We start from the raw sequence: 26,664 nt of genomic DNA on the forward strand, positions 1-26,664 counted from the left end.
GATGGGTGGAGATCTCTTTTTCGATCGGGTTCCCCCGCAGAATCTGGAGGCAGAACAGGCCGTACTGGGTGCCGTTCTACTATCGGATGAAGCGCTAATTACCGCGATGGAGCGGGTGAATACCGAAGACTTCTACGACAAACCGCATCAGATGATATTTGAGGCGATGGTGCAGCTCGGAGAAGAGAGCCAGCCGATTGACCTGATTACATTGACATCCCGGCTCCAGGATAAGGGGGAGCTTGAGGATATCGGCGGGGTCAGCTATCTGGCGAAGCTGGCACATGCGGTGCCGACTGCGGCCAACGTCGATTATTACGCCCAGATCATTGAAGAAAAGGCGATGCTGCGGCGGCTAATCCGCACAGCCACGCAGATTGTCAGCGAAGGCTATACCGGCGGCGAAGATGTGGGCATTATGCTGAGTGACGCCGAGCGGCGAATCCTGGAGATCTCGAACCGCCGCAGCGGCAGCGGGTTCATTGCCATTCGCGATGTGCTCATGCAGGTATTCGACCGGGTAGAGCTGCTCCATCAGAATAAAGGCGGAACCTCGGGGATTCCGACCGGGTTCGTTGACCTTGACCATATGACGAACGGCTTCCAGCGTAATGACTTAATTATTGTGGCGGCCCGTCCTTCCGTCGGGAAGACGGCCTTTGCCCTGAATATCGCGCAAAACGTGGCGGTACGGGCGAAGGAGACGGTAGCCATCTTCAGTCTGGAAATGTCGGCGCCCCAGCTGGTTCAGCGTATGATCTGCGCAGAGGCCAATCTGGACGCCAATATTATGCGTACCGGTGATTTCAAGAGCGATGATGACTGGTCCAAGCTCACGATGGGCATCCAGTCGCTGTCCGAGTCCGAAATCTACATCGACGACACCCCGGGCATCACGGTTACCGATATCCGGGCGAAATGCCGCCGGCTCAAGAAGGAAAAGGGACTCGGAATGATTGTCATCGACTACCTGCAGCTGATCCAGGGCCGGGGCAAGGCCGGCGAGAACCGCCAGCAGGAGGTATCGGAAATCTCCCGTACCCTGAAGCAGATTGCCCGTGAGCTTGACGTTCCCGTCATTGCCCTGTCCCAGCTAAGCCGCGGTGTGGAGCAGCGCCAGGACAAACGGCCGATGATGAGTGACCTTCGTGAATCAGGCTCTATCGAGCAGGATGCCGATATCGTAGCGTTCCTGTACCGTGATGATTATTATAATCAGGATACCGAGAAGAAGAATATTATCGAAATTATTATCGCCAAGCAGCGTAACGGTCCGGTAGGGACGGTGGAGCTTGTGTTCCTTAAGAACTTCAACAAGTTCGTCAACTACGAGCGGGCCCATGCAGAACCATTTGCAGGTTAGGCAAATTTGGTACAATACACGAACGATCGCACATTCCAGTCTGTGATCGTTCGTTTTTATTTGACTTTAAAAAGTGCCGCTGTTACACTGATTATTGTGCTTTGGCGGCCTGCCCGCCTGGTGTCCGGAGGGCTGCGTACAAGATGAAGCGCGTACAGAGCCCCTATGATAAGCGGAAAAATAATGGTGCTTGCTAGCACCTACGGAGGAATGTACATGTCAACGGTAGTCGTCGTGGGAACACAATGGGGAGACGAAGGCAAAGGCAAGATCACGGATTTTCTGGCGGAAAGTGCAGATGTGGTCGCCCGGTATCAAGGGGGGAACAATGCCGGTCACACGATTCTGATTGACGGAAAGAAGTTCAAGCTGAGCTTGATTCCATCTGGTGTATTTTATAAAGAGAAGACTTGTGTTATCGGCAACGGAATGGTTATCAACCCGGAAGCGCTGATCCAAGAAATTAATTATATTCATGACAATGGCTTCGATACGAAGAACCTGGTAATCAGCGATCGTGCCCATGTCATTATGCCTTATCATATGGTGCTGGATGCACTTGAGGAAGACCGCAAAGGACCGAACAAAATCGGTACAACACGCAAGGGGATTGGCCCGTGCTACATGGATAAGGCTGCCCGTAACGGCATCCGGATTGCCGATCTGATGGACGCTGAGGAGTTCGAGCTGAGACTTCGTCCACTGATGGAAGAGAAGAATCAGGTGATCACTCAGGTATATGGCGCTGAGCCGCTGAATGTGGAAGAGATTCTGACCAAATATCTGGAGTATGCAGAAGTGCTGCGCGGCTATGTAACTGACACTTCGGTGGTGCTGAATGATGCGATTGATGCGGATTCCCGGGTGCTGTTCGAAGGTGCGCAGGGCGTGATGCTCGATATCGACCAGGGAACTTATCCGTTCGTTACTTCATCGAATCCATCAGCTGGCGGCGTCTGCATCGGCTCGGGCGTGGGCCCGTCCAAGATTAAACAGGTTATCGGTGTGGCGAAGTCTTATACTACCCGCGTCGGCGACGGCCCGTTCCCTACAGAGCTGAACGATGCGACCGGTGATTATATCCGCGAGACCGGGCATGAGTACGGAACAGTAACCGGACGCGCCCGCCGCGTAGGCTGGTTCGACAGTGTAGTGGTGCGTCACGCCCGCCGCGTCAGCGGAATCACCGGCCTGTCGCTGAACTCGCTGGACGTTCTGAGCGGTCTTGAGACTGTGAAGATCTGCACCGGCTACAAGTACCGTGGAGATATTATCACACATTACCCGGCAAGCCTGAAAATGCTGGCAGAATGTGAAGCGGTCTACGAGGAGCTTCCAGGCTGGAGTGAGGACATCACTGGGGCGAAGACGCTGGAGGATTTGCCGGCCAACACACGCAAATACGTGGAACGTGTATCGGAGCTGACGGGGATTCCAATCTCGATCTTCTCTGTAGGCCGCAACCGTGAACAGACTAATCAAGTACTGCCAATCTATATCTAGACTGAAGCAGAACTAAATAGATACGTATAGGAGCAGGGGCCTTAGTAGGGCTCCTGTTTCTGTATGTCCAGATGTTTTTTCAGCAGGTTAATCAGCCATTCTGTGCTTCGGGGACGTTTCCCGGACGTTGTTCTAGTCAATACTGTGAGAATGGGATCATAGCGAACTGATTCTTCAGAGGTTGAATAGAGCAGGGTGTAAGGGAGTGAGATTGGTGAAAATAGTGAAGCGTGCGCTGAGCGTCTGCCTGATTGTGGTGCTGGCGAGCAGCCTGTCCATGCTGACAACGGCCTATGTGGTGAATACGTATATCCAGTCGGTGCTGGCCAGCTTCGATATCAAGCTGGACGGGCCAGGGCCGGGAATCGGTGGCTTCGTGAAGAGTCTGACTGGTATGGGCGGCAGCGGGGCTGCCTCCAAGGAGAATTCCAAAGCGGCCTCAAGCGAGACTAAGAACTCTACCAAGGAGGCTGATTCTGGCAAGACGGACGGGGAGAAGAAGGATAGCAGTGGCGGAAAAGCCGGGAATCTTCAAGAGAAAGCGGTGGACGAGACGGTTCCGGATAATGCACTGCCTGTGATGGGACAAGCCGCGGCGGGAGAAGAACAAAGTGAGCAGGGGCTGGACCAGAATCTGGTAATGACGCCGGAGGCTATGAACGATCTGAAGCAGAATCTGCCCGCTAATGCGAAATCCAATATCTTCAATATTCTGATGAACAAGCTTCCCCAGGAGGAGATGATTAAGATCTCCGCTGCCCTGGAGGGCGGCTTGACAGAGAGCGAAGTTACAGAACTGCAGGGTATCATTGCGAAGTACGTCAATGAGGATGAATATAAGGCGCTGATGAAAATGCTTACACCGGATAGTAGTGGGATGAACCAGAATTAAAAATTGTCATTTTTTGGACACGATTTCGCCGTTTAAAACGCATATTTTGGGAATAAACCCGCGAATTTCGCGGGTTTCGCCATGGGAGCAAAGTTGAAATATTTCTTCAGGCTGTGGTACAGTAAAAAAGGACTAATAAGGGTTAATATTTTGTAACCTTTTTCGAAATATAAGAATGTATATCTTTCACGCTATACATTATCCTTATATTTCTCGCTGGAACGGTGCCGTCCTTCAAAAGGACAGCAAAGCCGTTTCCACTTGTATGCGTCATACAGTCATATTCGTACTCATGCAAATCGGATGCGCGAAGCATATACATTCTTGTTTTTACAGCCGAAAGGGAGAGTTTCATGAAAGGATTTAAGTTTATACGCCGGATGGGGAACCTGCGGAACCGTGCAGAAGCATCCGCAGGATCTGGTGCAGCAGGTGAACAAGGTACAGATGCAATGACTTCGGGTGAATCCCGTGTCTTTCAGCCGGAGATGAAATCCCGCCGCCGCCGGCGTTCATGGATAATGGCTTCTGCCGGTCTGGTTCTGCTGGCCACCTTCCTGGTGGGGGCACAGAAGAAGCAGGTAACAGCGAATACAGTAACCTACTACAAGGTGCTGGTGAACGGCGAGGAGATTGGTGCGCTGAACCAGCAGGCGGAGTTGAACAAGCTGTTCGAGGAGAAGAGACGGGAATATCAGCTCAAGTATCCTGACTCTGTGATGGTCCTGCAGACCGGCGGTATTACTACCGAGGCCCAGCGGGCTTACAAGCCGGAGGTTAACAGCGAGGCTACACTGGACAAGCTGGATGGTATGCTCAAGGCTTATGCTGTAGGCGTACAACTGGCTGTGGACGGGGAACCGCTGGGAATTGTGAAGGATCAGGAGACGGCGGCGGCAGTGCTTCAGGCCGTTAAGGCGCATTACGCTCCGCAGAATGCGGCAGCTCCGGGTGCGAAGCTGAAGAAGACGGCGGCCAAGGCGGGAGCGGCTGGTTCAGCCGCCAATGATCAGGTGGAGTCAGTCAAGATTCGGGAGGAAGTCAACATCGTTCCGGTGAAGGCAGATCCCAATAAGGTGCTTAGCGTAGAAGAAGCAGTCAAGGTACTCACCGAAGGCAGAGAGGCGCCGCTGCGCTATGCGGTTCAGGAAGGCGACACAGTCTCTGCTATTGCTTCCCGGTTTAACATTACCCAGGCGGAAATTTTCCGCAATAATCCTGGGGTGAAGGAGCTTAGTCTGCAGATTGGGGATGAATTGCAGCTAACGGTGCCGCAGCCTGATCTTACGGTAGTGACCGTAGAACAGGTAACCGAAGAGGTGGTCACGGAGCCTGAGGTTATTATCCGCAAGAGCGACCAGCTGCCGGCAGGCAAGCGGAAGGTAGTCCGTCCGGGACAAACCGGGCTTAAAACGATGAATTACAGGCTGACCAAAGAGAACGGACAGGTGGTTCAGGAGGAGTGGCTAGGTCAGAGCGTAGTGAAGGCTTCTCTGCCCGAAGTGGTCTATTCCGGCACCAAGGTTGTAGGTGAAGGAACAGGAATGTTTGCCTGGCCGGTTAGCGGAGCGATGATCTCCAGCAGCTACGGCGAGCGTTGGGGACGCACACACAAGGGAGTCGATCTGGTATCTGGCAACCGCACGATCAAGGCTGCGGATGCAGGGACGGTAAGCTTCGCCGGTGTGCAGAACGGTTACGGCAATGTGGTGATCGTTAACCATAACAACGGATACGTTACGTACTATGGGCATTTAAGCAGTATCTCGGTCTCAACCGGACAGAAGCTGGGACAGGGCAGTTCCATCGGTATTATGGGCAGCACCGGGCGCTCGACGGGGACGCACCTGCATTTCGAGATCCGCAAAAACGGGACGGCCATCAATCCGATGAAGTTCCTGAAATAATGGATAAAAGCTAGACTACCATTCTATAATTCTTTTCTGCCGTCCGGATGAATTCGGGCGGTTTTTATTTTCCGTTGTAACGCATTTCTACTTGAATTATAGGTTTTTGGGGCCCCCGGAAAGTACCTGAGTTATCCTCGAAGCTAAAGCCTCACTTTGTGGGGTTAATTTGATGTGACACTAAGCCAGGTATGTTAAAATAAAAGAATCAGGGTTTCGAGTATCGTTAGAAAGGTGAAGCTGAGCATATGCAAATGGGAACGATTCTGGTAGTGGATGATGAACAACCTATTGCTGATATATTGAAATTCAATCTGGAAAAAGAGGGCTACGAGGTCATCTGCGCCTTCGACGGCAACAGTGCGGTGGAGCTGGCTCTGTCCAAACGCCCCGATCTGATGCTGCTGGATCTCATGCTGCCCGGCAAGGACGGAATGGATGTCTGCCGTGAGGTGCGCTCTGCCCATCTGGATATTCCTATCATTATGCTTACCGCCAAGGATGGGGAGATTGATAAAGTGCTGGGTCTGGAGCTTGGTGCGGATGATTATGTGACCAAGCCGTTCAGTACCCGTGAGCTGCTGGCCAGGGTTAAGGCCCAAATGCGACGCCAGCATAAGCCGTCCCCGTCGGAAGCGCCGAGTGAAGCGGTGGAGAGCAAGCAGGGTGTCTATCATTTCGGATTATTCATTGATACGGATATGTACATGGTCTACAAGGATAGTGAGCCGCTGGATCTGACACATCGTGAATATGAGCTGCTCTATTATATGATCCGCCATGCGGGCAAGGTAATGACCCGGGAGCATCTGCTGCAGGCTGTGTGGGGCTTCGAATATTTCGGCGATGTGCGGACGGTGGATGTGACCATCCGCCGGCTCAGAGAAAAAATTGAGGAGAATCCCAGCAAGCCGGAGTATATTCATACCCGGCGCGGACTCGGTTATTTGATGCATAGCCCCAAAAACGGAGGGTTGTAATGAAGGCACTGTCCTTTTTCCGGACGATTCAGGCCAGGCTTATCGTAATCTACGTGCTGCTGATTCTGATTGCGATGCAGCTGATCGGCGTATACTTTGTCAGCTCGATGAAGAACTCGCTGACGGATAACTTCACCAAGGATCTGAAGGCCCGGGCCGAGATGCTCTCGATCCTCACCGCTGACAAATTCGGCAGTGAGACAGGAACAGCCGATGAGGAGTCGGCGGTGGAGAGCCTGCGCGGCATGGTGAATAATCTGTATATCAATGGTGCAGAAATTCAGGTGCTGGATGCGAGCGGCAAGATTATTACCACCTCGATCCCTTCACAGAATGACTATGTCGGCCAGCGGAACACGCAGACCGTGGTCAGCCGCGCCTTGCAGGGCATCAGCGATAATGAGGAATATATCATCGCTGATGATAATGTGCGCAAGAAGGTAGTGGCGAAGCCGGTAATTTCCGGTGATAAGGTGGTAGGCGCCATCTATATAGCTGCCGATATGAAAGACTTATATGCCACCATGAGCCGGATTAACAGTGTGTTCCTCTCGGGGCTGCTGCTGGCGCTGGCGTTGACGGCCGTACTGGGGGTCATTCTGGCCCATACGATCACACATCCGATTAAGGAGATGACCAAGCATGCCACGGCTGTGGCCGAAGGGCGCTTCAACCGGAAGGTTCCTGTGTTCGGCAATGATGAGATTGGCCAGCTGAGCCAGGCCTTCAACTATATGACGGACCGGCTGCGCGAGGCGCTGCTGCAGAACGAAGAGGAGAAGGAGAAGCTGTCGTCCATTCTCGCCAATATGAGTGATGGTGTCGTAGCCACAGACGAGAGCGGCGCGGTCATTCTGATGAATACACGCGCTGCCCTGATGCTGGGCGCGGAAGGACCGCTTCCGGCAGGAGCCTCGCTTGGCGGGCTGCTGGGGCTGGAGCCTGAGCAGTCTGTCTCGGTAACTCAGGGCGTTCCACAGTCGGCTATGCTCCATCTGTCCCCCATGGTCGGCGAGGACCCCAATATTGTGCGGGTGACCTTCACCCCGATTCACCGCCGCGAAGGCGGACGGATCGCCGGGACGATTGCGGTGCTGCAGGATGTTACGGAGCAGGAGAATCTGGAGGAGTCCCGCCGGGAGTTCGTGGCGAATGTGTCGCATGAGCTGCGGACGCCGCTTACGACGATCAAGAGCTATGCGGAGGCGCTGGATGACGGAGCACTTGAAGATCCGCAGCTCGCCGTGCGGTTCGTCGGCGTTATCCGCAATGAGACGGAGCGCATGATCCGGCTGGTTACGGATCTGCTGCATCTGTCGCGGCTGGATTCCAAGGAATCCAGCCTGCGCATTCAGCAGACGGATATCACCGAGATGCTGGAGGATGTGGCGGACCGCTTCTCCTTCCAGATCCGCCAGAAGCGGATTCACATCAGCACCAGGGTGCGTAAGGATGTCGCTACAGCCTGGCTGGACCGCGACCAGATTGATCAGGTGCTGGGCAATCTGGTTTCCAATGCCCTCAAGTATACGCCAGAGGGCGGGACGATCCAGCTGGAGGCGCATAAGAACGAGGACGGAATGCTGGCCGTGTCTGTCCGCGACTCCGGTATAGGGATTCCGAAGAAGGATATTGAGCGCATCTTTGAACGCTTCTACCGGGTCGATAAGGCGCGCTCGCGGAACATGGGCGGTACAGGTCTGGGGCTGTCCATTGCCCGGGAAATTGTCAAAGCCCACGGCGGCTCCATTTCCTTGCAATCGGAGCTGAATGAGGGCTCGGTGGTCACGTTCACACTGCCTTTGATGAAGCAAAGGGGGAGTGAGGCGTGAAGGAGAGAATCAAATCATGGATGCTGGTTCTGCTTATACTCGGAAGCCTCGTGGAGAGCTATTACCTGATCTACAGGCTGCCCGGCAGCGACTCGGCGGTGTTGTCGAAGACCTTATATGTGAAGACGGATAATATGGGGCCGGAGGAGAAGGTGGAGAACCTGCTCTACCCCGATAAGATGATTATTCATATGGGCGGGGACAAGCATACGCTGTTCTACCCCAGCTCCACCTTCTATAATCTCATTATGAACCGCCTGAAGGGCCGCAGCTTCGAGAGCTTCCAGCGGCGGTCCGTACAGGACTTCGACTGGGACAAGATCCGCAGCGAGAATCCCGGCATTGAGCTGTCGTTCGGGGCAGGCATTCCGGTAACGCTGCTGCAGCGGGTTATGCAGATCTCGCCGGATTCGCTGTTCGAGGGGGAGAGTATTGACCGGATCTGGATCTATAATATCAAAAACGACTCCAAAGCCCATGCCATCTTCTTCAGCACACGCGGGGATATTGTGTACGAGGCGGCTAAGGCCGATCTTACGGTTCAGGATGTGCAGCAGCATGTGGACTTCGGCAAGAATCTGACTCTGTATACAGCCGTGAACGGTGAGTATTATATCCCTGAGGCGGATGTTCCGCTGGTTAAGGTCGTGATGCCTGCGGGTATGTATACCATTGAGCAAATGCAGAGCAATCTGTTCTTCGATGCAGGCAGCACCAGATACATTCCGGAGAAGGATGGCTCCAAGATTTATACGGATAGCAAGCGCAGCCTGCAGGTAGACCAAGAACAGAACTGGATGAGCTATAGCGACCCGGCTGCACTGCCGGATGGCGACAGTACGCCGGCAAAGGATGCGCTGGAGGCGGTGGATTTCGTGAACCGGCATGGCGGCTGGAACGGAACCTACAGGCTGGCTGCTACGGAGGAGGGCCGGCAGGACCGCAAGGTTTCTTTTCAGCAATATTATGGCGCTTATCCGTCCGGCTCCTATCCGATCATGAGTAATCCGCAGCTTCAGTACGGCGTAATCCATCTGGAGCTCCAACAGGGAACGGTCTCTTCCTATGAGCGCTCCCTGATGTATACGAATGAGGAGAAGTCTGAGAAGACCATTGTCGAGCTGCCCGGCGGCGAACTGCTGAAGCAGCGGCTGGCGCAGATCGGCAGCTCCTTGCGGATTATTGAGCTTACACCTGCCTATATGCCTGCGCTGGCCGGGGAGAGGCTGCAGCTTTATCCGGTCTGGCGGGTTACGCTCAGCGATGGCAGTGAGCTTACACTGAATTAGGGCGGAGTTAAACCAGGCGGACAGAATACCGATTCGAGGAGGGACGTTATGGACTGGGGAAGGGCCAAGAGTGTATTGATATATGCCTTTCTGGTGCTGAATCTGCTGCTGTGCTATCAGCTATGGATTGATGTGCGTGATCAGGTCAGCGCTGGACTTGACTTCACTTCCCTGTCTGCTGAGACTCAGGCGGTAATGGAAGAGAAAAACATCCGGCTGCTGTGTCCGATTCCGGCTGGCACTCCACAGCTGCCTGATATCACGTACCGGTATTCGGCCGAAGAGCAGAATGAACTGCCTGTGAAGCTTAAGGAGCCGATCGACAGCAAGCTGATGTACTCCTCATTCTCGGAGCTGAGCAACCTGCTGAAGAGCCAGATTCCCGACATTGCCAATTACCGGTTCGATTCACAGGAGAGTGAAGTCGGCAAGTTCGTCCTGCATCCGCTGGTGGATAACAAGTGGTCCCTGTTCAGAGTGCGGCTGGAGCTGATTAACAGTGACCAGAAGATTGTGGCCTACCGCTGGCCGAAGATTGAGATCGCAGCAAGCCGGAGCGAGGATCTGCAGAAGGTGCTCCCGGCGTCACAGGCGCTTAGCAGTCTGATCGAGAAGTATTTTCCTGCGGATGCCGCAGTGAAGGAGATTGAGCTGGGCTATTACGGTGAGCTGTTCAACTCCGAGAGCCAGGTGGCTTCGCCGATGTGGCGGTTCATCTTGGAGGACGGCAGCGCCTACTATATGGATGCGATCAGTGCGGACATTATCAGTCCGAAGACAACAGAGTAGAAGGAGCAGGAGAGATATGGGGATTTCATTTACAGTACTGTCCAGCGGTTCTACCGGGAATGTGACAGTGGTGCGCAACGGCGAGACCACACTTATGATCGACGCGGGTCTGAGCGCGAAGCGGATTGACGAGCTGCTGGCCATGCGCGAACTGACGGGAGCGGAGCTGGACGGAATTCTTGTGACCCACGAGCATTCGGATCATATTAAGGGGCTGGGCGCGATGGCCCGCAAGTATAATCTTCCGATCTATGCGAATTCGAACACCTGGGGAGCCATTGAGAAGGGGATTGGCAAGATTGAGGAGCATAACCGGGTCATTATGGAGACCGGGCAGCACCGGGATTTCGGCAGTATGCGGGTGGAATCCTTCGCCATCTCCCACGATGCTGCGGAGCCGGTAGCTTACAATTTCTATGACGGCAAGGAGAAGCTATGTGTTGCGACAGACCTCGGGTATGTCAGCGACAAGGTGAGAACGGCCATATCGGATGCCGATGTACTGGTGCTGGAGTCGAATCATGATATCGAAATGCTGCGGATGGGGCGTTATCCCTGGAATACGAAGCGGCGGATTCTCGGCGATCTGGGGCATCTGTCCAATGAGGCGGCAGGCGCAGCGCTCAGCGAGATTCTGAGCGGGCGGACCAAGCGCGCCTATCTGGCCCATCTGAGCAGAGACCATAATATGATGGATCTGGCGAAGATGTCCGTGCGCGGGGCTATGGAGGACCGGGGCTGCTTTTACAAAGACAGTGAGTTCAGGCTCTGCGACACCTACTATGACCGGCCTACGCCATGGGATAAGGTGAGCCAGTCATAAGGCGGTCAACCTCGGTAATCTTGTGCTCCAGCTCCTGGCGGGAGAATAGCCCTTTATCAATTAACAGCTCAATCATTGCATGCTGGACAAGAATCAGCTGATAATGTTCATCCTTAAGGTCCCCTAGCTTGCCAATGAATTGCACCAGATCTTTACTTGTTGAAAAAGATTCCATAGTCCGGCCCTCCTTGTGAAATGGATAGTAATGAAGCTGTGAATAATTTACATTTATTTAACAGAGAAAACATGTGGGCAGCGCGGCTGCCTGTGATACAATCATATAGAGCGTTCTAATCCTATTGTAGTCTTTTAAGTTGCAAAATATTCCGGATACAAGCTGTTAAACTTTTTAGTAGCTTATTAGAATAATAGACATCCCTTGCGCTTAGAACCCACTGGAATGTGGTGAATAAATCAAGTGAAACCTTTTAGTACTTCGTGAAGTCTAAGAGATATAGCGGTTAAGCTCGGGCGTGGTTGCTTGGCGTTCAGTCGTGAATGCGGTGGCAATAGAGGGGAGAGAGTGTAACATGGGATTATTTGATGATGATTTCTATTCAACCAAGGTGTCACGGCGCAAAAGCGGCAAATCTAACTCAACCAGCGGATATGCTGACGGCAAGTGGGCTGTCCGCAAATCGAAGCGGTCGCTGGCAACCTGGCAGATCTCGCTGATCAGCTCTGTCTGCAGTGCTGTAGCGGCTGTGCTGCTGTTCAGTCTGGTAACGGGACAGTTCACCACTGAGAGAGCTCAGGCCCCGGTGGTTATTGATAAGGTGGCTGCGAGCAGCGCAGATCCGTATGACCGGATTATTCAGGCTGCTGCACATATCCGACCTGCGGTAGTGAGCATCATTAATCATAAAAAAGATAATAAGGAACTTAATATTCTCGATGAATCCGCTCTAGGCTCGGGAGTTATCTATAAGAAGGACGACAATAAGGCATTTATCATCACGAATAACCATGTCATTGAGGGTACCGGCAAGCTGGAAGTGGTTACAGTAGACGGCGTGACACACAAGGCTGAGCTGGTGGGCGCCGACAAGGTGAGTGATATTGCTGTACTCTCCATTGACGGCAAGGGAATCGACCGGATTGCTGAGATCGGGGATTCCTCCAAGCTGCGTCTGGGTGAGACTGTCATTGCCATCGGTAACCCGCTAGGACTTGGGGATACACTAACTTCCGGCATTGTCAGCTACACAGAGCGGACGATACCGGTGTCACTGAACCAGGACGGCGTGTACGATTGGGAGCAGGAAGTGATCCAGACGGATGCAGCCATTAACGAGGGCAACAGCGGGGGCGCTCTGGTCGATCTGGACGGCAAGGTGATTGGTATCAATACGATGAAGATCTCCGATACGGGGGTAGAGGGATTGGGCTTTGCGATTCCCGCCAATCGTGTAGTGGACACAGCCAATGAGCTTACCTCCAAAGGCCGTATAGCCCGGTCATACCTGGGCGTCTATTCAGTGGATCTGAATAATCCGTATGTGCCGCTGGCCGATGACCAGCGCAAGGAGCTTAATCTTCCGTCTACAGTAACGGATGGGGTTGTGGTCCTGGATGCTGTGGGACCGGCGAAGGATGCAGGCCTGCAGCTTAACGATGTGATTACGAAGTTCAACGATAAGCCGATTACCTCCACGCTGTCGCTGCGCAAATATCTGTACGATCATACCAAGATCGGAGATAAGCTGAAGATTACCTTCTACCGTAATGGTGAAGTGAAGCAGACAACAGTCCAGCTTCTTGAGAAGCCAGAGGAATAAAATTGGAAATGGCCGTATATAATAATGAGGCAGTCACGATTACGGAAACAGTTTAAGCCGTCCTTTTCAGGAAAAAAGAAGAGGGCGGGGCTGTTTCAAGAATAAATAAATGGGGTAATTGGTAGTATTGGGTATAAATATTACAAATCATTATGACTGGTAGCCCTTACATTGGGAAGTAGTCCTTATAAGGGGAAAAACGGAGAAATTAGGATGGAACAGCTTGCCTTTGTTATTAAGGTGTGGTAACATGAAATCATTCATACATTGATACCTTATTCTCGCATTGAAAAGGGCTGTCAACCAAAGCTACAACCTTTCTCAATGTGTGAATTTTTTCTTTGTCTGAAGATAAAAAGAACATATTAATTTAAATTTGTGGAGGTAACACACATGCAAACAGGTACAGTTAAATGGTTCAACGCAGAAAAAGGATTCGGTTTCATCGAAGTTGAAGGCGGAAGCGACGTATTCGTTCACTTCAGCGCAATCACTGGCGACGGCTTCAAAACTTTGGACGAAGGCCAACGCGTTGAATTCAACGTTGTTCAAGGCAACCGTGGACCACAAGCCGAAAACGTTGTAAAACTGTAATTAATAGAAGATACCGTCCCCGCTTGTGAAAGTTGGGACGGTCTTTTTTTATCGTTACTTGCTTGCAACATAAAGGAAGGAGGAACGGCAATGAACTACCGGAAAAAGCCTTTGGAGGAAGTACCGGAAGAAAATACCGCAATTTGGGCCTGTACCAATGAGGATTGTAATGGATGGATGAGGGATAATTTCGCATTTGAACATGCACCTTCCTGCCGTCTCTGTCATTCCCCAATGGTTCGTAGCATGAAGATGCTGCCGCAATTGCTTAATTCAAATGGCGATCTCAAATCGCTTAAGAAAGGTATTTCCATTACCTAGACCAATACCTTTATGAGTCAAGACAACTTATATATGATAGACACATTCAAGACGGTGAATCCGTCTTATTTTTTTTGCTTTTAAACGCAATATTGTGATATTTGTCACAAATTTATTGTTTTTTATGCCTAAATGGGGCGTATAATGTGATAATTATCACACTTCGAGTGATAGAAATTTGACAAAATAGACATACGAAATGGGGAGAAGGAAGGGGAGAAATATGGATACAGTACTGCTGTCGCGTATACAATTTGCGTCGACGACGATTTTTCATTATTTCTTTGTGCCAGTATCGATCGGACTTGCGCTCATAATTGCCATTATGGAGACCATGTACGTAAGAAAGGGCAATGAAGAGTACAAAAGAATGGCGCAATTCTGGGGGAAGCTATTCCTGATTAACTTCGCAGTAGGTGTAGTAACAGGGATCTTGCAGGAATTCCAGTTCGGAATGAACTGGTCAGATTATTCGCGCTTCGTCGGTGATGTGTTCGGGGCTCCGCTTGCGATTGAAGCCTTGTTGGCCTTCTTCCTGGAGTCCACGTTCATCGGAATCTGGATCTTCGGCTGGGATAAGGTGTCCAAGCGGATTCATCTATTATCCATCTGGCTGGTCGCCTTCGGGACGATGCTGTCGGCATTCTGGATTCTGCTGGCTAACTCGTTCATGCAGCATCCGGTCGGCTTCCAGATTAACAATGGCCGGGCTGAGATGAATGACATCTTCGCACTGATTACGAACGGCCAGCTGCTGGTGGAATTTCCGCATACAGTGCTTGCCGCTTACGCTACAGGCGCCTTCCTGGTAACAGGGATCAGTGCTTACAAATTGCTTAAGAAGCAGGACGTTGCCTTTTTCCGAAAATCATTCGAGATTGCAGCCATTGTAGGGGTTATCTCTTCCTTCGGCGTTGCGGTTGCAGGACATGCACAGGCTCAATATCTGGTAGAGACACAGCCAATGAAGATGGCCGCATCCGAAGCGCTGTGGGGTGAGAGCGGCGACCCGGCACCTTGGACCGTATTTGCCAATATCGATGTGAAGAACCAGACCAACAGCAATGAAGTTCAGGTTCCGTATCTGCTGAGCTTCCTGTCCTACAGTAAATTCTCCGGTGATGTGAAGGGGATGCTGGAGCTGCAGAAGGAGTATGAAGTAGCCTACGGACCAGGAGATTATATTCCGCCCGTCAAAACAACCTTCTGGAGCTTCCGGATCATGGTTGCTGCAGGCACGCTGATGATGCTGTTTGGGGTATATGCTATCTACCTCATGTGGCGCAAAAAGATGGACAGACCGAATACCTGGTTCATGCGCTTCATGTTCTGGGGACTGTTGCTTCCGCCGATTGCCAACACGGCCGGTTGGATTATGACAGAGATCGGGCGTCAGCCATGGACGGTATTCGGACTTATGACTACAGAAGACAGTGTGTCGCCTAATATTACAAGCGGACAGGTGCTTTTCTCGGTGATTTCTTTTACCGCGATCTATGCCATATTGGGTGCAGTGCTGGTCGGCCTGTTCGTCAAAGTGATCAAAAAAGGTCCTTATGCTATGGATAACGAACACGGTGAATCCCACGATCCGTATAACAAGGAGGGCTAACCAATGTCACTTAATGAATTATGGTTTCTGCTGATTGCGGTGCTGTTCGTCGGATTCTTCTTCCTGGAGGGCTTCGACTTCGGTGTAGGGATGGAGACGCAGATTCTGGCCAAGAATGATACGGAGCGCCGGATACTGATCAATTCGATCGGGCCGTTCTGGGATGCAAATGAGGTATGGCTGATTACGGGTGCCGGTGCAATGTTCGCGGCCTTCCCGCATTGGTATGCTACGCTGTTCAGCGGTTTCTATATACCGTTTGTATTTGCTCTGCTGGCGTTGATCGCACGTGGTGTCGCCTTCGAGTTCAGAGGTAAACGCGATTCCAAGGCTTGGCAGAAAACATGGGATGTCTGCATCTTCTTCGGCAGCTTCCTGCCGCCGTTCCTGCTCGCCGTGGTATTCGCCAGCTTCATCAAGGGCTTGCCGATTGATAAGGATATGCAGATGTATGCCGGATTCTTCGATATCGTTAATGCATATACGGTGGTTGCAGGGATTACGGTTGTCCTGCTGTGTCTGGTACACGGGCTGATGTTCACTACGCTCCGCACGCTTGGAGATCTGCAGGAACGGGCACGTAAGCTGGCCCAGAAGCTGCTGATTCCACTGGCGGCGCTGCTGGTAGCCTTCGTAGTGATGACGTATACTATGACGGATATCTTCGATAAACGCGGAACGCTGCTGTGGATTGTAGTCGTTCTCGCTGTAGCCGCTTATCTGCTGGCCGGATATTTCATGATGAGGAAGAAGGACGGCTATGCCTTCGGAATGACTGGTGCAGTGATGGCGCTGTCTGTTGCATCGATCTTCATCGGACTGTTCCCGCGGGTGATGATCAGTTCGCTGGATCAGGCATTCAACCTGACCATTACGAATGCGGCCTCCGGCCAATATTCGCTGAAGGTGATGACGATTGTAGCGCTGACTCTGCTGCCGTTCGTGCTGGGCTATCAGATATGGAGTTATTTCATCTTCCACAAACGGGTTCATGAGAAGGAGCATCTTGAATACTAATGGATAAAAATTTGCTTGGGTACAAAGGAGTTAAGCCCGTCTTTCTGCTGGTTGGCTTCCTAACCCTGGTGCAAAGCTTCTCCATTCTTCTGCTGGCGAAGTCGCTGGCAGAAGCTGTCTCTGCGCTGTTTGCGGGAGAACCGCTGAAGGAACAAGGGGCTAGAGCGCTCTTGTTCCTTCTTGCGTTTCTTGTGCGTCATGCCTGTGCTATGCTGATGAGCCGGGCGGCGTACCGCTTCGCGGAAGCGACCGGCAGCAGCATGCGGAGACAGATGATGGACAAGCTGTTCCAGTTAGGACCAAGACTGGCTGGCGACCGGGGGACCGGAAATATGGTCACATTAGTCCTTGAAGGAGTAACGAAGTTCCGCACATACCTGGAGCTGATTATTCCACGGATGGTCGGTATGGCGGTAACACCCGCTCTGCTGCTTGTCTATGTGTTCACCCTGGATACGTCCAGCGGTGTCATTCTTACCTTAACGATGCCGATCATTATTGTATTCATGATCCTGATCGGGATGACGGCCCGCAAGCAGATGGACCGTCAGCTGAAGTCTTACCGTACCTTATCGAATCACTTTGTGGATTCGCTGCGCGGTCTGGAGACGCTGAAATTCCTTGGACGAAGCCGCAGTCACAGTGAGAGTATCGCCAAGGTCAGTGACCGCTACCGTTCAGCAACTATGCGTACGCTGCGAGTGGCCTTCCTGTCCTCGTTCGCACTGGATTTCTTCACCATGCTGTCTGTCGCTTCGGTAGCGGTAAGCCTTGGTCTGCGTCTGGTCAATGAACAGATGACGCTGGTTACCGGACTGACGATCCTGATTCTCGCGCCGGAATATTTCCTGCCGGTGCGGCTGGTGGGTGCAGATTTCCATGCCACATTGGACGGCAAGGAAGCTGGCGAAGCAATGAAGGACATCATTGACCGTGAGACCGTCCAGGCGAAGCTGCTGGAGCCGGGTGGGCAGAAGGAGATGGCGGGCCTGGGCGGAGCTTGGTCAGACGACTTTTTCACGTGGAACAATAAGAGCCACCTGAAGCTTGACGGGGTAGGCGTGACCTATGAAGCGGACGGAGTGACGTCACTGGAAGCTGTTCATCTTGAATTCAGCGGCTATCGCAAGATTGGCATTATCGGGGAGAGCGGCGCAGGCAAGTCTACACTCATAGATATTCTGGGCGGCTTCCTGCATCCAACCTCTGGAGCGCTTACGATTAATGGAGGCCTGGTCAGTGCGCTGACCGATGAGGGATGGCGGAAGCAGACGGCTTATATTCCGCAGCGCCCGTATATCTTCAGCGGCACGCTGGCTGATAATGTCCGGTTCTATTATCCCGAGGCTTCGCAGGAGGCTGTAGCTGCCGCGCTGGAGTCAGCCGGTTTATCGAAGCTGGTGTCCTCGCTGCCGGAAGGTCTGAACGAAATGATCGGCGGCGGCGGCCGTTCGCTCAGCGGCGGACAGGAGCAGCGTGTGGCTCTGGCCCGCGCTCTGCTGAGCAGCCGCCCGATCATGCTGCTGGATGAGCCGACGGCCCATCTGGACATTGAGACGGAATATGAGCTGAAGGAGACGATGCTGCCCCTGTTCGAAGGCAAGCTGGTATTCCTGGCTACACACCGCCTGCACTGGATGACCGACATGGATCTGATTGTCGTTATGCAGCAGGGACGGGTGGCTGAAATAGGCACACACGACGAGCTGACTGCGCGGAGGGGTGCTTATTATGAGCTTATTCAAAGTCAATTGGAGGGAATCCATTGAAACGTGAAGGATGGTTTGCTCCCTATTACTCTGCCTACTTCTGGCGGTTCGTGTTAATCATCTTGCTGGGCGCACTGACCATCTTCTCGGCGTCTTCGCTGATGTACACCTCAGGCTTCCTGATCTCGAAGGCCTCGATTCCGCCGGAAAATATACTGATGATCTATGTCCCTATTGTCGGTGTGCGCACCTTCGGGACCAGCCGGGCTGTTATTCACTATGTGGAGCGGCTGGTGGGACATGACACGATACTGCGCATTCTGTCGAAGATGCGGGTCCGGCTGTACCATATGCTGGAGCCGCAGGCGCTGTTCTTGTCCTCACGCTTCCGTACCGGGGATATTCTCGGTATGCTTGCCGATGATATCGAATATTTGCAGAATGTGTATCTGCGTACGGTCTTTCCGGGTATTATCGCGCTATTGATCTATGCAGCGGCGATGATTGCGCTTGGGACGTTCGATGTGGCCTTTGCTCTGCTTATGGGACTCTATATGCTGGTGCTGGTTGTCGTATTGCCGCTGATCTCCCTCTTACTGACCCAGAAGCGTCAGCGTCAGGTGAAGCAGGAGCGCAACCGGCTGTATCAAAAGCTGACAGATGCTGTCCTCGGCTTAAGCGACTGGGTTATCAGCGGGCGGCAGAGCCAGTTCGTCGATACGTATGAAGCGGACGAGCAGGCGGTTGCCCGCATAGACGGTTCGCTGCGGCGCTGGGCGCGGCTGCGTATGTTCATCGGTCAGGCGGTTGTCGGACTGGCCGTGTTGTCTTTGTTATACTGGGCAGCTGGACAGTATGCTGAAGGGGCGATTGCCGGAACGCTGATTGCGGCGTTCGTGCTGGTGGTCTTCCCGGTGGCGGATGCCTTTCTGCCCGTATCCGAGGCCGTGGAGAAAATTCCGCAATACCGGAATTCACTGGTGCGGCTGGAGGGCGTGGAAGCCGCAGCGGGAGATGCACCGCTTAGCGCGGGAACTGCTGCTGGGAGTGCGGGAGCGGAGGCTGACGCTGTGCTGCAGGCGGCTAAGGCCAGCGGACAGGTTCAGATTGAACTGAAGTCGGCGGGCTACCGCTATGCGGCGGGCGACGACTTCTCTGTTCAGGGGCTGGACCTTGCGCTGCCGCAGGGGCGGAAGGTTGCCGTGATCGGCCGCAGCGGAGCCGGTAAATCGACACTGCTCAAGCTGGTGCAGGGCGTGATAGCGCCCACCATCGGCTCCGTGACGATTAACGGAATCGATGCTGCGGCTTACGGTGAGCGGATTCCGCAGCTCATCGCGGTGCTGAACCAGAGCCCGCATCTGTTCGACACCACGGTGGCGAACAATATCCGGCTCGGGGACCCGGGGGCCTCGGAGGCAGCGGTCCAGCAGGCGGCAGCCCTGGCGAAGCTGGATACGCTGATCTCTTCGCTGCCGGAGGGCTATGATACTCCGGTACGCGAGGCGGGGCAGCGCTTCTCCGGCGGAGAGCGCCAGCGGATGGCCCTGGCACGTATTCTGCTGCAGAATACGCCGGTGGTTGTGCTGGACGAGCCAACCGTTGGACTAGACCCGCGCACGGAGCGCGAGCTGCTGGCCACGATGTTCGAGGCAATGACCGGCAAGACGCTGATCTGGGTCACGCATCATCTGGTGGGCGCCGAGCAGATGGACGAGGTCATCTTCATGGAGAACGGCCAAGTGGAGATGCGCGGCACCCATGCCGAGCTGATGGAGCAGCAGCCGCGTTACCGCAAGCTCTATGAGCTGGACCGGCCGGGTCAATATCTGAATGGGGCAGATGGTGTGTAGAGGCTAGGATTAGAGCCGAGGTAAGTGTGTGAGTACAACGGAAAAGCTCTTCCTGTCCCGCTGGGGGCAGGAAGAGCTTTTTTTGCACGTGGGCCCAATGTAATCGGAAAACCGATCACATTGGGCGAGTGCTGGGTGTGCGGGCGGGATGTAACCGGAAAACCGATCACATTGGGCGAGTGCTGGGTGTGCGGGCGGAATGTAACCGGAAAACCGATCACATTGGGCGAGTGCTGGGTGTGCGGGCGGGATGTAATCGGAAAACCGATCACATTGGGCGAGTGCTGGGGTGTGCGGGCCGGATGTAATCGAAAAACCGATCACATTGGGCGAAAGTGCTGGGTGTTGGGGCCGGGTGTATGCGGAAAAAGGTGCCTGGCTGTGGATGGGACAAGTTCATGAACTAAGGTATACTGAAACGGATGATCCTGTCAGGATCAATTAGAACGGGGTGGAAGCATGTGATAACGGAGGGCTCCTGCGATTATAAATAAGGAGAGATTAATCAATGGAATCAACAACGTGCGAATTAACATGGAATCTGGACCGGATCTATCCCTCGTTCAAGTCGGAGGGATTTCAGCAGGACCGCAGGCAGGTGGAGAGCCTTGCCGGGGAGCTGAATGCATGGTCGGCCTCGCAGCCCATCAGCGGGCTGGACGCTGCAGACCTGATGGAAGAGTTCCTTAAACAATATAATGCGTATCAACAGCTATATTTGCGTCTGTTCAGCTACGCGGAGCTGCGGTTCAGTGCGGACAGCCAGTGTGAGGAAGCTGTAAATCTGATGGACGAGCTGGAAGAGGTGACTAGCGGGGCAGGGGAAGCCTTGGTCCGCTTCAGCAAGTGGCTGGCAGGGGTAAGTGCGGTTGAACTGGAGCGGAGTCTCCGTTCAAGCGCTTATCTGGAGCAGCATAGCTTCTATCTGCGCGGGTTACAGGGGAAATCGCAGCATATGCTCAGCGCAGAAGGCGAAGCGGTGATTGCCCGGATGCAGAACACCGGCTCCAAAGCGTGGGAGCGGCTGTACATGCAGACGCTGTCTACACTGCGGACCGATCTGGAGCTGACAGGGGTGACCCGCAGTGTGACGCTGGCGGAGCTGCGGAATCTGGTCTACGACCCCGATCCTGCGGTACGGCAGGCAGCGGCTGAAGCAGAGCATGAGGCTTGCCGCAGCGTAGCGGAGCAGAGTGCTGCCTGTATTAATGCCGTCAGTGGTGAGGCAGCGACTGTCTATGAGCTGAGAGGCTATGCCTCCCCGCTGCATAAGGTGCTGGAAGCAGCACGGATGGATCAGGTGACGCTGGAGGTAATGCTTCAGGCCATCCGGGAGAGCCTGCCGGTCTTCCGGCAATATTATGCCGGGAAGGCGGGGCGGCTGGGGCATGCGGAGGGACAGCTGCCGTTCTGGGATGTTTTTGCGCCCGTTGGTACGGAGTCTTCAGTCCGCGTAACCTATGCCGAGGCCCAGGCGATGATTATCGCGGGGTTTAACAGGTTCAGCCCCGAGTTGGGCGGGTTCGCCCGCAAGGTGTTCGGGGAGCGCTGGATTGATGCCGAGCCGCGCAGCGGAAAGGGCAATTTCGGGATGTGTATTGATATCGTCCCGATAGGAGAGAGCCGGATCATAACAAGCTTCCACGGCCAATATATAGATGTGAGTGTGCTGGCCCACGAGATTGGGCATGCGTATCATACCAGCCGCCTCGCAGGACATACGATGGTCAACATGGATTATCCGGTGCCGATTGCGGAGACGGCGTCGATTTTTTACGAGAGTCTGATTCATGTTGAACTCTTGAACTCGCTGGCTGCGGAGGAAGCGGATGCGATCCTGGAACGGAGTCTCTCGGATGCAGGGTATTATATTGTCGATTTCTATGCCAGGTACTGCTTCGAGAGCGCGCTCTATGCCCGCCGGTTATCCGGTCCCCTTCCATTAGAGGAGCTGAACGCACTGATGCTGGAATCAATGGCTGCGGCTTACGGGGACAGCGTGCTGCCCGGGTCCATTCATCCTTACCAGTGGATTAGCAAGGCGGGGTATTATATGGCAGGCAATGAGTTCCTGAACTTCCCGTATTCCTTCGGGCTGCTGTTCTCCAAGGGGCTGTATGCCCAGTACCAAAAGCAGGGGCAGGCGTTCGTGAGCCGCTATGAACAGTTCCTGTCAGCGACCAGTACCCGGAGCATCGCAGACGCTGCGAAGCTGATGGATATTGATGTGCATTCCCTGAATTTCTGGCAGGAGGCGCTCGGATTCATTGCCGGGGATGTCCGGAAGTTTACGGGGCGGGAATAGAGTCGCGTTTTGCGCTGCGGGAGGTTCCTTTTTGCAGGGAAGTGTGGTAGAACAGTAGTATAAGTCTACGCCGCAGCGGCACAGAAAGGGATGCTTGATTGAATGTATGTAGTCTGTAAGGAACACGTAGAGCTGGCCATCGACAAATTTGTGGACGAGTACGAGGATGCACCGGATGTAGTCGATCTGAAGGAGACGGAGTTCTCGGACTGGGACCCGCCGGCGAAATGTGCGGAATGTGAACGAAATGCGGAATATCTGGTCGTCTGAGGGCGGCCGGAATAAGAAACACCCTGTGGCCGTGAAGGCTGCAGGGTGTTTTGGCGTGCGGGCGTATGTGCGAAGGGTACAGTTGCGGATTTAGCATTACCTAAAATGTCTCTAGCAGTCTGCGGCTTTCGCGATCTCGGACAGCGGGCTTCGCTGACTGCCCCGCAGGTAGATGAAGGCGGAGCCAATCGCCACGATTGCCGCAACTGATAAGCCCCAGTAGATGTTGGAGTAAGCGGCCTGAAGCGGCAGGCTGCGCTGCCATTCCAGGGCGCTGGCGGCCATCGCTACGCTGAAGGCACCGCTGAAGAACTGCAGCAGCTGGAAGAGTCCCATCCCGGAGCCGATCTGCGAAGCAGGCAGGATACGCGAGATTTCATTCGACACACTGCTCGACAGTACAGTGAAGGACAGGCTCATGATCATGTAGACGAGCATGACGGCGATCCAGGATTGTCCGGCGAATAGGGCGAACAATACGGTGGCGGCCAGAACGAGCAGCGGTGCGAAGCGCAGAATTCCGGTGTTGCCGTAGCGGTCAATCATCCGTCCGACCAGGCGGGAGACGAAGATGGCCAGCAGTGAGCCCGGGAAGATGACCAGACCGGCATGGCTGGCGCTGAAGCCGAAGCGGTGAGTCAGAATCTGCGGCAGCAGGAACAGGGTAGCGAAGCTGCACAGGTAAGAGGCAACCCCGATCAGTGCCAGTACGAGATATGGCCGGTTGCTGAACAGCGCGGGCAGCACGAATGGATCAGGGGTTGTGCGGATACGCCCTACAAATAAGGCAATCGCGGCGATACCGGCGATCAGTGCGATCCATAGTCCGCTGGTCAGGAACAGCAGCAGGCCTGTAGTACCCACGCCGAGGAAGATCCCGCCCAGGACGTCGAATGAGCCGCTAGCCGGAACTTCCTTAGGCAGCAGGATCAGGAACAGCGGCACCAGCAGCAGAATGGCGGCAGTGACTGCGAACAGCCAGGTCCAGCCGAGGTATTCAACAATGGAGCCGCCGGCTACCGGACCCAGACCCAGTCCCAGGGAGACGGCTGACATGATCGTCGCCATGGCTTTGCCGCGCCGGGCCTGCGGAATGTAGCGGGTGAACAGCACAAGGGACAGCGACATCACGGCGCCTGCACCTGAGGCTTGCAGAATACGCACAATCAGCAGGAAAATGAAGCTGGTGCTGAAGAATCCGGCCACAGCAGCAAGCCCTAAGGTGAGCAGCCCGATAATCAGCAACCGGCGGATCGGCAGAAAGTCCGAGAGCCGGCTGTATGTGATTGAGGCAATAGAGAACATGATGGAATACCCGGTTACAATCCAGGAGGCGGACGCTGCGGTGATGCCGAAGGTCTCGGTCACATCAGGCAGGGCCAGATTGAACATCGCTGTGTTCATAATAACGAGGACGACAGCAACGCTGAATAGCAGAGTTAGCAGTCCTTCCCGTGGAAGAGCCGCTTCCAGAGCAGCTATTGAATGCTCTTGATCGCCCTCAGAAGCAGGTGATGAGGTCATGAGAAAGCCACTCCTTCATTAAGTTATTATATAGTTCGATTACTTACGAACTATTGAAATATAGCATGCGCTAATGTAAAATGCAATTAGGAAATCATCGTGAAAAGAAGTACTATTATATACTCTGAAGGAGTCTTATTCATGAAGCAGCTCCATCATCCGGACCGCAAGGACATTCAGCTCGCCTCGGTGCTCTATGCGCTTAGCGACCCGATCCGTCTATATGTAGTGTCGGAGATCTGTAACCACGGCCCCAAGGCCTGCAACAGCTTCAAGGTGCCGATTGCCAAGTCCACGTTGACCCACCATGCCCGGACGCTGCGCGAGGCGGGTGTCATTCATACCCGGGTGCAGGGTACCCAGCGTATTCTGTCCCTGCGGACGGAAGATCTCGACGAACGGTTCCCCGGGCTGCTGGATTCCGTATTGCAGGCTTACGTCCGTCCTGGCCCAGATGAGGGATTCGGGGAAGCGGAAGAAGAAGGGCAAGAACAGGGATAATTAATTATATTACGCATGATATCATCGCCACTCCGGGTTCTGGGGTGGTTTTTTGATCTGTTTAGAGCATACAAGCGTTACCATTGACAGAATTGTATCGGTTGCAGTAATATTTTAAATTGTAATGATAATCATTCTCGATTAGAAAAGAGGAAGTCAACGCTATGTTCGCATCTAAAGGTAAGAGGCTGCTGCAAGGCCTGCTCGTATTATTGGTTATCTCCATGGCCGCTGCAGGCTGTTCATCGAATACTACGGAGAAATCATCGGCTGCCGGAGACCCGCAAGCCACGAAGACCATTACAATGGCGTGGCCCCGGGATATCGGACCGATGAATCCGCATTTATATAATCCGTCCCAGCTGTTAGCCCAGTCTATGATCTATGAGCCGCTTGTCAGTTATCAGGACGGGAAGCTTGTTCCGGCTCTGGCCGAATCCTGGACACTGTCGCAGGATGGCAAGGTATACACGTTCAAGATCCGCAGCAACGTCAAGTTCTCGGACGGCACGGCTTTTACCGCACAGCTGGTGAAGAAGAATATGGATGCGGTCTTACATAATAAGAAGCTGCACACGTGGCTGGGCGTGATCCCGCTGATTGAGAAGACAGAGGCGCTTGATGACACTACGTTCCGGCTCACGCTGACGGAATCGTATTACCCGGCACTGTACGATCTTGCGGTGGTGCGGCCGGTACGCTTCCTTGGCGAGGCGGGCTTCCCCGAGGATGGCGATACGTCCAAGGGCATTCGCAGCCCGATTGGAACCGGACCTTGGGTGCTAAGCGAGTATAAGAAGGATGAATCGGCAACCTTTACACCGAATCCTTACTATTGGGGCGATAAGCCGAAGGTGGACAAGGTGGTGGTGAAGGTGATCCCGGATGCACAGACCCGTGTGCTGTCTTTTGAAAAAGGGGATCTGGACCTGATCTACGGCGAAGGTCTCATCAGCTATGACGCCTACAAGGAGCTTGAGAGCAGCGGAAAATATGTCACTAAGCTGTCTGAGCCGGTCGCAACCCGCAATCTGGTGCTGAATACCATGAACGCGAAGCTGGCTGATCTTAAGGTCCGTCAGGCACTTAGCATGGGCTTCAATAAGGAAGCGATGGTCGAAGGCGTGACGCTGGGGCTGGAGGAGAAGGCGGACAATATCCTGCCGCCGAATCTGCCTTATACCAATATCAAGGTGAGCCCGGTAAAATATGATGTGGAGCAGGCGAATGCGCTGCTGGATGAAGCGGGCTGGAAGCTGCCTTCAGGTGTGGGCGTGCGGGAGAAGCATGGACAGCAGCTTGAGCTGGAGCTGATGTATGACAAGGCGGATCAGACGATGAAGGCGATGGCGGAGACTCTGCAAGCTGAATGGGCGGGGATCGGTGTGAATCTGAAAATCACCGGCGTCGAGCTGACCGTCTACATCCAGCGCAGAAAGGCCAATGAGTTCGATATGAATTTCTACTCGACCTTTGGTGCGCCGTATGACCCGCATTCCTTCATGACAGCCGTGGTTCAGCCGGGCTATGGGGTCTCGGATACCCTGGCGGCCTTGCCGATGAAAGCTGAGATTGATAAGAAAATCAAAGCAGGGATGGCAACAACAGATGATAATGCCCGTACCGGGCTGTTCAGCTCTGTGCTCACTACGCTGCAGGAACAGTCTTCGATCCTTCCGATCTCTTACATCAAGCAGATGGCAGTGTACCGGGACAATGTGACTGAGTTCAAGTTCCCGTCCAACCGGGATGAATATCCGCTTCAAGGCACCAAGAAGAACTAGCAGTCACGCGGGAGGGTT

General features: G+C 53.7%; 22 protein-coding genes. 20 read left to right on the top strand and 2 right to left on the bottom strand.

Annotated features, from left to right (window positions below; genetic code table 11):
• The first annotated feature begins 1 nt into the window (after window position 1).
• From dnaB to MKX42_RS01190, 9 genes are all read left to right on the top strand, one after another.
• The gene (dnaB, locus tag MKX42_RS01150) at window positions 2-1,363 is read left to right on the top strand and encodes a replicative DNA helicase (RefSeq protein WP_036699821.1); all 1,362 of its coding nucleotides are present in this window, start codon (window positions 2-4) and stop codon (window positions 1,361-1,363) included.
• A gap of 216 nt (window positions 1,364-1,579) precedes the next feature.
• Complete coding sequence (locus tag MKX42_RS01155) at window positions 1,580-2,866, top strand: adenylosuccinate synthase (protein ID WP_076081902.1); 1,287 nt, start codon at window positions 1,580-1,582, stop codon at window positions 2,864-2,866.
• A 214-nt stretch (window positions 2,867-3,080) separates the two neighbouring features.
• Window positions 3,081-3,758 carry a hypothetical protein gene (locus MKX42_RS01160; RefSeq protein ID WP_340750546.1) on the top strand — a complete coding sequence of 226 codons (678 nt, stop codon included), beginning with the start codon at window positions 3,081-3,083 and terminating at the stop codon, window positions 3,756-3,758.
• 353 nt (window positions 3,759-4,111) lie between these two features.
• Window positions 4,112-5,665 (top strand): M23 family metallopeptidase, encoded by a 1,554-nt coding sequence (locus MKX42_RS01165; RefSeq protein ID WP_340750548.1) that lies wholly within the window; start codon window positions 4,112-4,114, stop codon window positions 5,663-5,665.
• Between the two features lie 248 nt (window positions 5,666-5,913).
• Window positions 5,914-6,645, top strand: coding sequence for a response regulator YycF (gene yycF / locus MKX42_RS01170; protein WP_340750549.1), 732 nt, complete (start codon window positions 5,914-5,916; stop codon window positions 6,643-6,645).
• Window positions 6,645-8,477, top strand: coding sequence for a cell wall metabolism sensor histidine kinase WalK (gene walK / locus MKX42_RS01175; RefSeq protein ID WP_340750551.1), 1,833 nt, complete (start codon window positions 6,645-6,647; stop codon window positions 8,475-8,477). Before yycF ends, walK begins: the two co-directional genes overlap by 1 nt.
• A complete protein-coding gene (locus MKX42_RS01180) occupies window positions 8,474-9,766 on the top strand; it encodes a YycH family regulatory protein (RefSeq protein ID WP_340750553.1) in 1,293 nt (430 codons plus the stop codon). Before walK ends, MKX42_RS01180 begins: the two co-directional genes overlap by 4 nt.
• Before the next feature lie 48 nt (window positions 9,767-9,814).
• Window positions 9,815-10,555, top strand: coding sequence for a two-component system regulatory protein YycI (yycI, locus tag MKX42_RS01185; RefSeq protein WP_340750554.1), 741 nt, complete (start codon window positions 9,815-9,817; stop codon window positions 10,553-10,555).
• A 16-nt stretch (window positions 10,556-10,571) separates the two neighbouring features.
• Window positions 10,572-11,378: an MBL fold metallo-hydrolase gene (locus MKX42_RS01190; RefSeq protein ID WP_036699804.1), complete on the top strand. Its 807-nt coding sequence runs from the start codon at window positions 10,572-10,574 to the stop codon at window positions 11,376-11,378.
• Here the strand turns inward: MKX42_RS01190 and MKX42_RS01195 are convergent.
• A complete protein-coding gene (locus MKX42_RS01195) occupies window positions 11,347-11,553 on the bottom strand; it encodes a hypothetical protein (protein ID WP_209879260.1) in 207 nt (68 codons plus the stop codon). The genes MKX42_RS01190 and MKX42_RS01195 overlap by 32 nt on opposite strands.
• Before the next feature lie 355 nt (window positions 11,554-11,908).
• On the opposite strand from MKX42_RS01195, the gene MKX42_RS01200 reads away from it, so the two are divergent.
• The 9 genes from MKX42_RS01200 to MKX42_RS01240 all read left to right on the top strand — a co-directional run bounded on the left by MKX42_RS01200 (window position 11,909) and on the right by MKX42_RS01240 (window position 22,837).
• Entirely contained in the window at window positions 11,909-13,156 is a 1,248-nt protein-coding gene (locus MKX42_RS01200; protein WP_340750556.1) for a S1C family serine protease, read from the top strand.
• A gap of 393 nt (window positions 13,157-13,549) precedes the next feature.
• Entirely contained in the window at window positions 13,550-13,750 is a 201-nt protein-coding gene (locus MKX42_RS01205) for a cold-shock protein (protein ID WP_019914582.1), read from the top strand.
• 90 nt (window positions 13,751-13,840) lie between these two features.
• On the top strand, window positions 13,841-14,071 hold the full coding sequence (locus MKX42_RS01210) for a cold-shock protein (protein ID WP_036699797.1): 231 nt from the start codon (window positions 13,841-13,843) through the stop codon (window positions 14,069-14,071).
• Window positions 14,072-14,294: 223 nt separating this feature from the next.
• Entirely contained in the window at window positions 14,295-15,683 is a 1,389-nt protein-coding gene (locus MKX42_RS01215) for a cytochrome ubiquinol oxidase subunit I (protein WP_340750559.1), read from the top strand.
• Between the two features lie 3 nt (window positions 15,684-15,686).
• Window positions 15,687-16,700 (top strand): cytochrome d ubiquinol oxidase subunit II, encoded by a 1,014-nt coding sequence (gene cydB, locus MKX42_RS01220; protein ID WP_340750561.1) that lies wholly within the window; start codon window positions 15,687-15,689, stop codon window positions 16,698-16,700.
• Complete coding sequence (gene cydD, locus MKX42_RS01225; protein WP_340750563.1) at window positions 16,700-18,469, top strand: thiol reductant ABC exporter subunit CydD; 1,770 nt, start codon at window positions 16,700-16,702, stop codon at window positions 18,467-18,469. The genes cydB and cydD overlap by 1 nt, the downstream gene beginning before the upstream one ends.
• The gene (gene cydC / locus MKX42_RS01230; RefSeq protein ID WP_340750565.1) at window positions 18,466-20,262 is read left to right on the top strand and encodes a thiol reductant ABC exporter subunit CydC; all 1,797 of its coding nucleotides are present in this window, start codon (window positions 18,466-18,468) and stop codon (window positions 20,260-20,262) included. The genes cydD and cydC overlap by 4 nt, the downstream gene beginning before the upstream one ends.
• A 508-nt stretch (window positions 20,263-20,770) precedes the next feature.
• Entirely contained in the window at window positions 20,771-22,567 is a 1,797-nt protein-coding gene (locus tag MKX42_RS01235; protein WP_340750567.1) for a M3 family oligoendopeptidase, read from the top strand.
• A gap of 102 nt (window positions 22,568-22,669) precedes the next feature.
• Window positions 22,670-22,837: a CxxH/CxxC protein gene (locus MKX42_RS01240; protein WP_063829067.1), complete on the top strand. Its 168-nt coding sequence runs from the start codon at window positions 22,670-22,672 to the stop codon at window positions 22,835-22,837.
• Window positions 22,838-22,948: 111 nt separating this feature from the next.
• Here MKX42_RS01240 and MKX42_RS01245 read toward each other — a convergent pair whose 3' ends face one another.
• A complete protein-coding gene (locus tag MKX42_RS01245; RefSeq protein ID WP_340750569.1) occupies window positions 22,949-24,361 on the bottom strand; it encodes an MFS transporter in 1,413 nt (470 codons plus the stop codon).
• A gap of 141 nt (window positions 24,362-24,502) precedes the next feature.
• On the opposite strand from MKX42_RS01245, the gene MKX42_RS01250 reads away from it, so the two are divergent.
• A complete protein-coding gene (locus tag MKX42_RS01250; protein WP_340750571.1) occupies window positions 24,503-24,862 on the top strand; it encodes an ArsR/SmtB family transcription factor in 360 nt (119 codons plus the stop codon).
• A gap of 164 nt (window positions 24,863-25,026) precedes the next feature.
• Window positions 25,027-26,646: a nickel ABC transporter substrate-binding protein gene (nikA, locus tag MKX42_RS01255; RefSeq protein WP_340750573.1), complete on the top strand. Its 1,620-nt coding sequence runs from the start codon at window positions 25,027-25,029 to the stop codon at window positions 26,644-26,646.
• Window positions 26,647-26,664: the final 18 nt, after the last annotated feature.

This window comes from Paenibacillus sp. FSL R7-0204 (genome assembly GCF_038002225.1).
GTDB lineage: Bacteria > Bacillota > Bacilli > Paenibacillales > Paenibacillaceae > Paenibacillus_AQ.

Excerpts from the sequence above, each read along its gene's own strand:
- dnaB (WP_036699821.1), top strand. The coding sequence starts at position 2 with ATGGGTGGAGATCTCTTTTTCGATCGGGTTCCCCCGCAGAATCTGGAG.
- MKX42_RS01155 (WP_076081902.1), top strand. The coding sequence starts at position 1,580 with ATGTCAACGGTAGTCGTCGTGGGAACACAATGGGGAGACGAAGGCAAA.
- MKX42_RS01165 (WP_340750548.1), top strand. The coding sequence starts at position 4,112 with ATGAAAGGATTTAAGTTTATACGCCGGATGGGGAACCTGCGGAACCGT.
- yycF (WP_340750549.1), top strand. The coding sequence starts at position 5,914 with ATGCAAATGGGAACGATTCTGGTAGTGGATGATGAACAACCTATTGCT.
- walK (WP_340750551.1), top strand. The coding sequence starts at position 6,645 with ATGAAGGCACTGTCCTTTTTCCGGACGATTCAGGCCAGGCTTATCGTA.
- yycI (WP_340750554.1), top strand. The coding sequence starts at position 9,815 with ATGGACTGGGGAAGGGCCAAGAGTGTATTGATATATGCCTTTCTGGTG.
- MKX42_RS01190 (WP_036699804.1), top strand. The coding sequence starts at position 10,572 with ATGGGGATTTCATTTACAGTACTGTCCAGCGGTTCTACCGGGAATGTG.
- MKX42_RS01195 (WP_209879260.1), bottom strand. The coding sequence starts at position 11,553 with ATGGAATCTTTTTCAACAAGTAAAGATCTGGTGCAATTCATTGGCAAG.
- MKX42_RS01200 (WP_340750556.1), top strand. The coding sequence starts at position 11,909 with ATGGGATTATTTGATGATGATTTCTATTCAACCAAGGTGTCACGGCGC.
- MKX42_RS01205 (WP_019914582.1), top strand. The coding sequence starts at position 13,550 with ATGCAAACAGGTACAGTTAAATGGTTCAACGCAGAAAAAGGATTCGGT.
- MKX42_RS01210 (WP_036699797.1), top strand. The coding sequence starts at position 13,841 with ATGAACTACCGGAAAAAGCCTTTGGAGGAAGTACCGGAAGAAAATACC.
- MKX42_RS01215 (WP_340750559.1), top strand. The coding sequence starts at position 14,295 with ATGGATACAGTACTGCTGTCGCGTATACAATTTGCGTCGACGACGATT.
- cydB (WP_340750561.1), top strand. The coding sequence starts at position 15,687 with ATGTCACTTAATGAATTATGGTTTCTGCTGATTGCGGTGCTGTTCGTC.
- cydD (WP_340750563.1), top strand. The coding sequence starts at position 16,700 with ATGGATAAAAATTTGCTTGGGTACAAAGGAGTTAAGCCCGTCTTTCTG.
- MKX42_RS01235 (WP_340750567.1), top strand. The coding sequence starts at position 20,771 with ATGGAATCAACAACGTGCGAATTAACATGGAATCTGGACCGGATCTAT.
- MKX42_RS01240 (WP_063829067.1), top strand. The coding sequence starts at position 22,670 with ATGTATGTAGTCTGTAAGGAACACGTAGAGCTGGCCATCGACAAATTT.
- MKX42_RS01245 (WP_340750569.1), bottom strand. The coding sequence starts at position 24,361 with ATGACCTCATCACCTGCTTCTGAGGGCGATCAAGAGCATTCAATAGCT.
- MKX42_RS01250 (WP_340750571.1), top strand. The coding sequence starts at position 24,503 with ATGAAGCAGCTCCATCATCCGGACCGCAAGGACATTCAGCTCGCCTCG.
- nikA (WP_340750573.1), top strand. The coding sequence starts at position 25,027 with ATGTTCGCATCTAAAGGTAAGAGGCTGCTGCAAGGCCTGCTCGTATTA.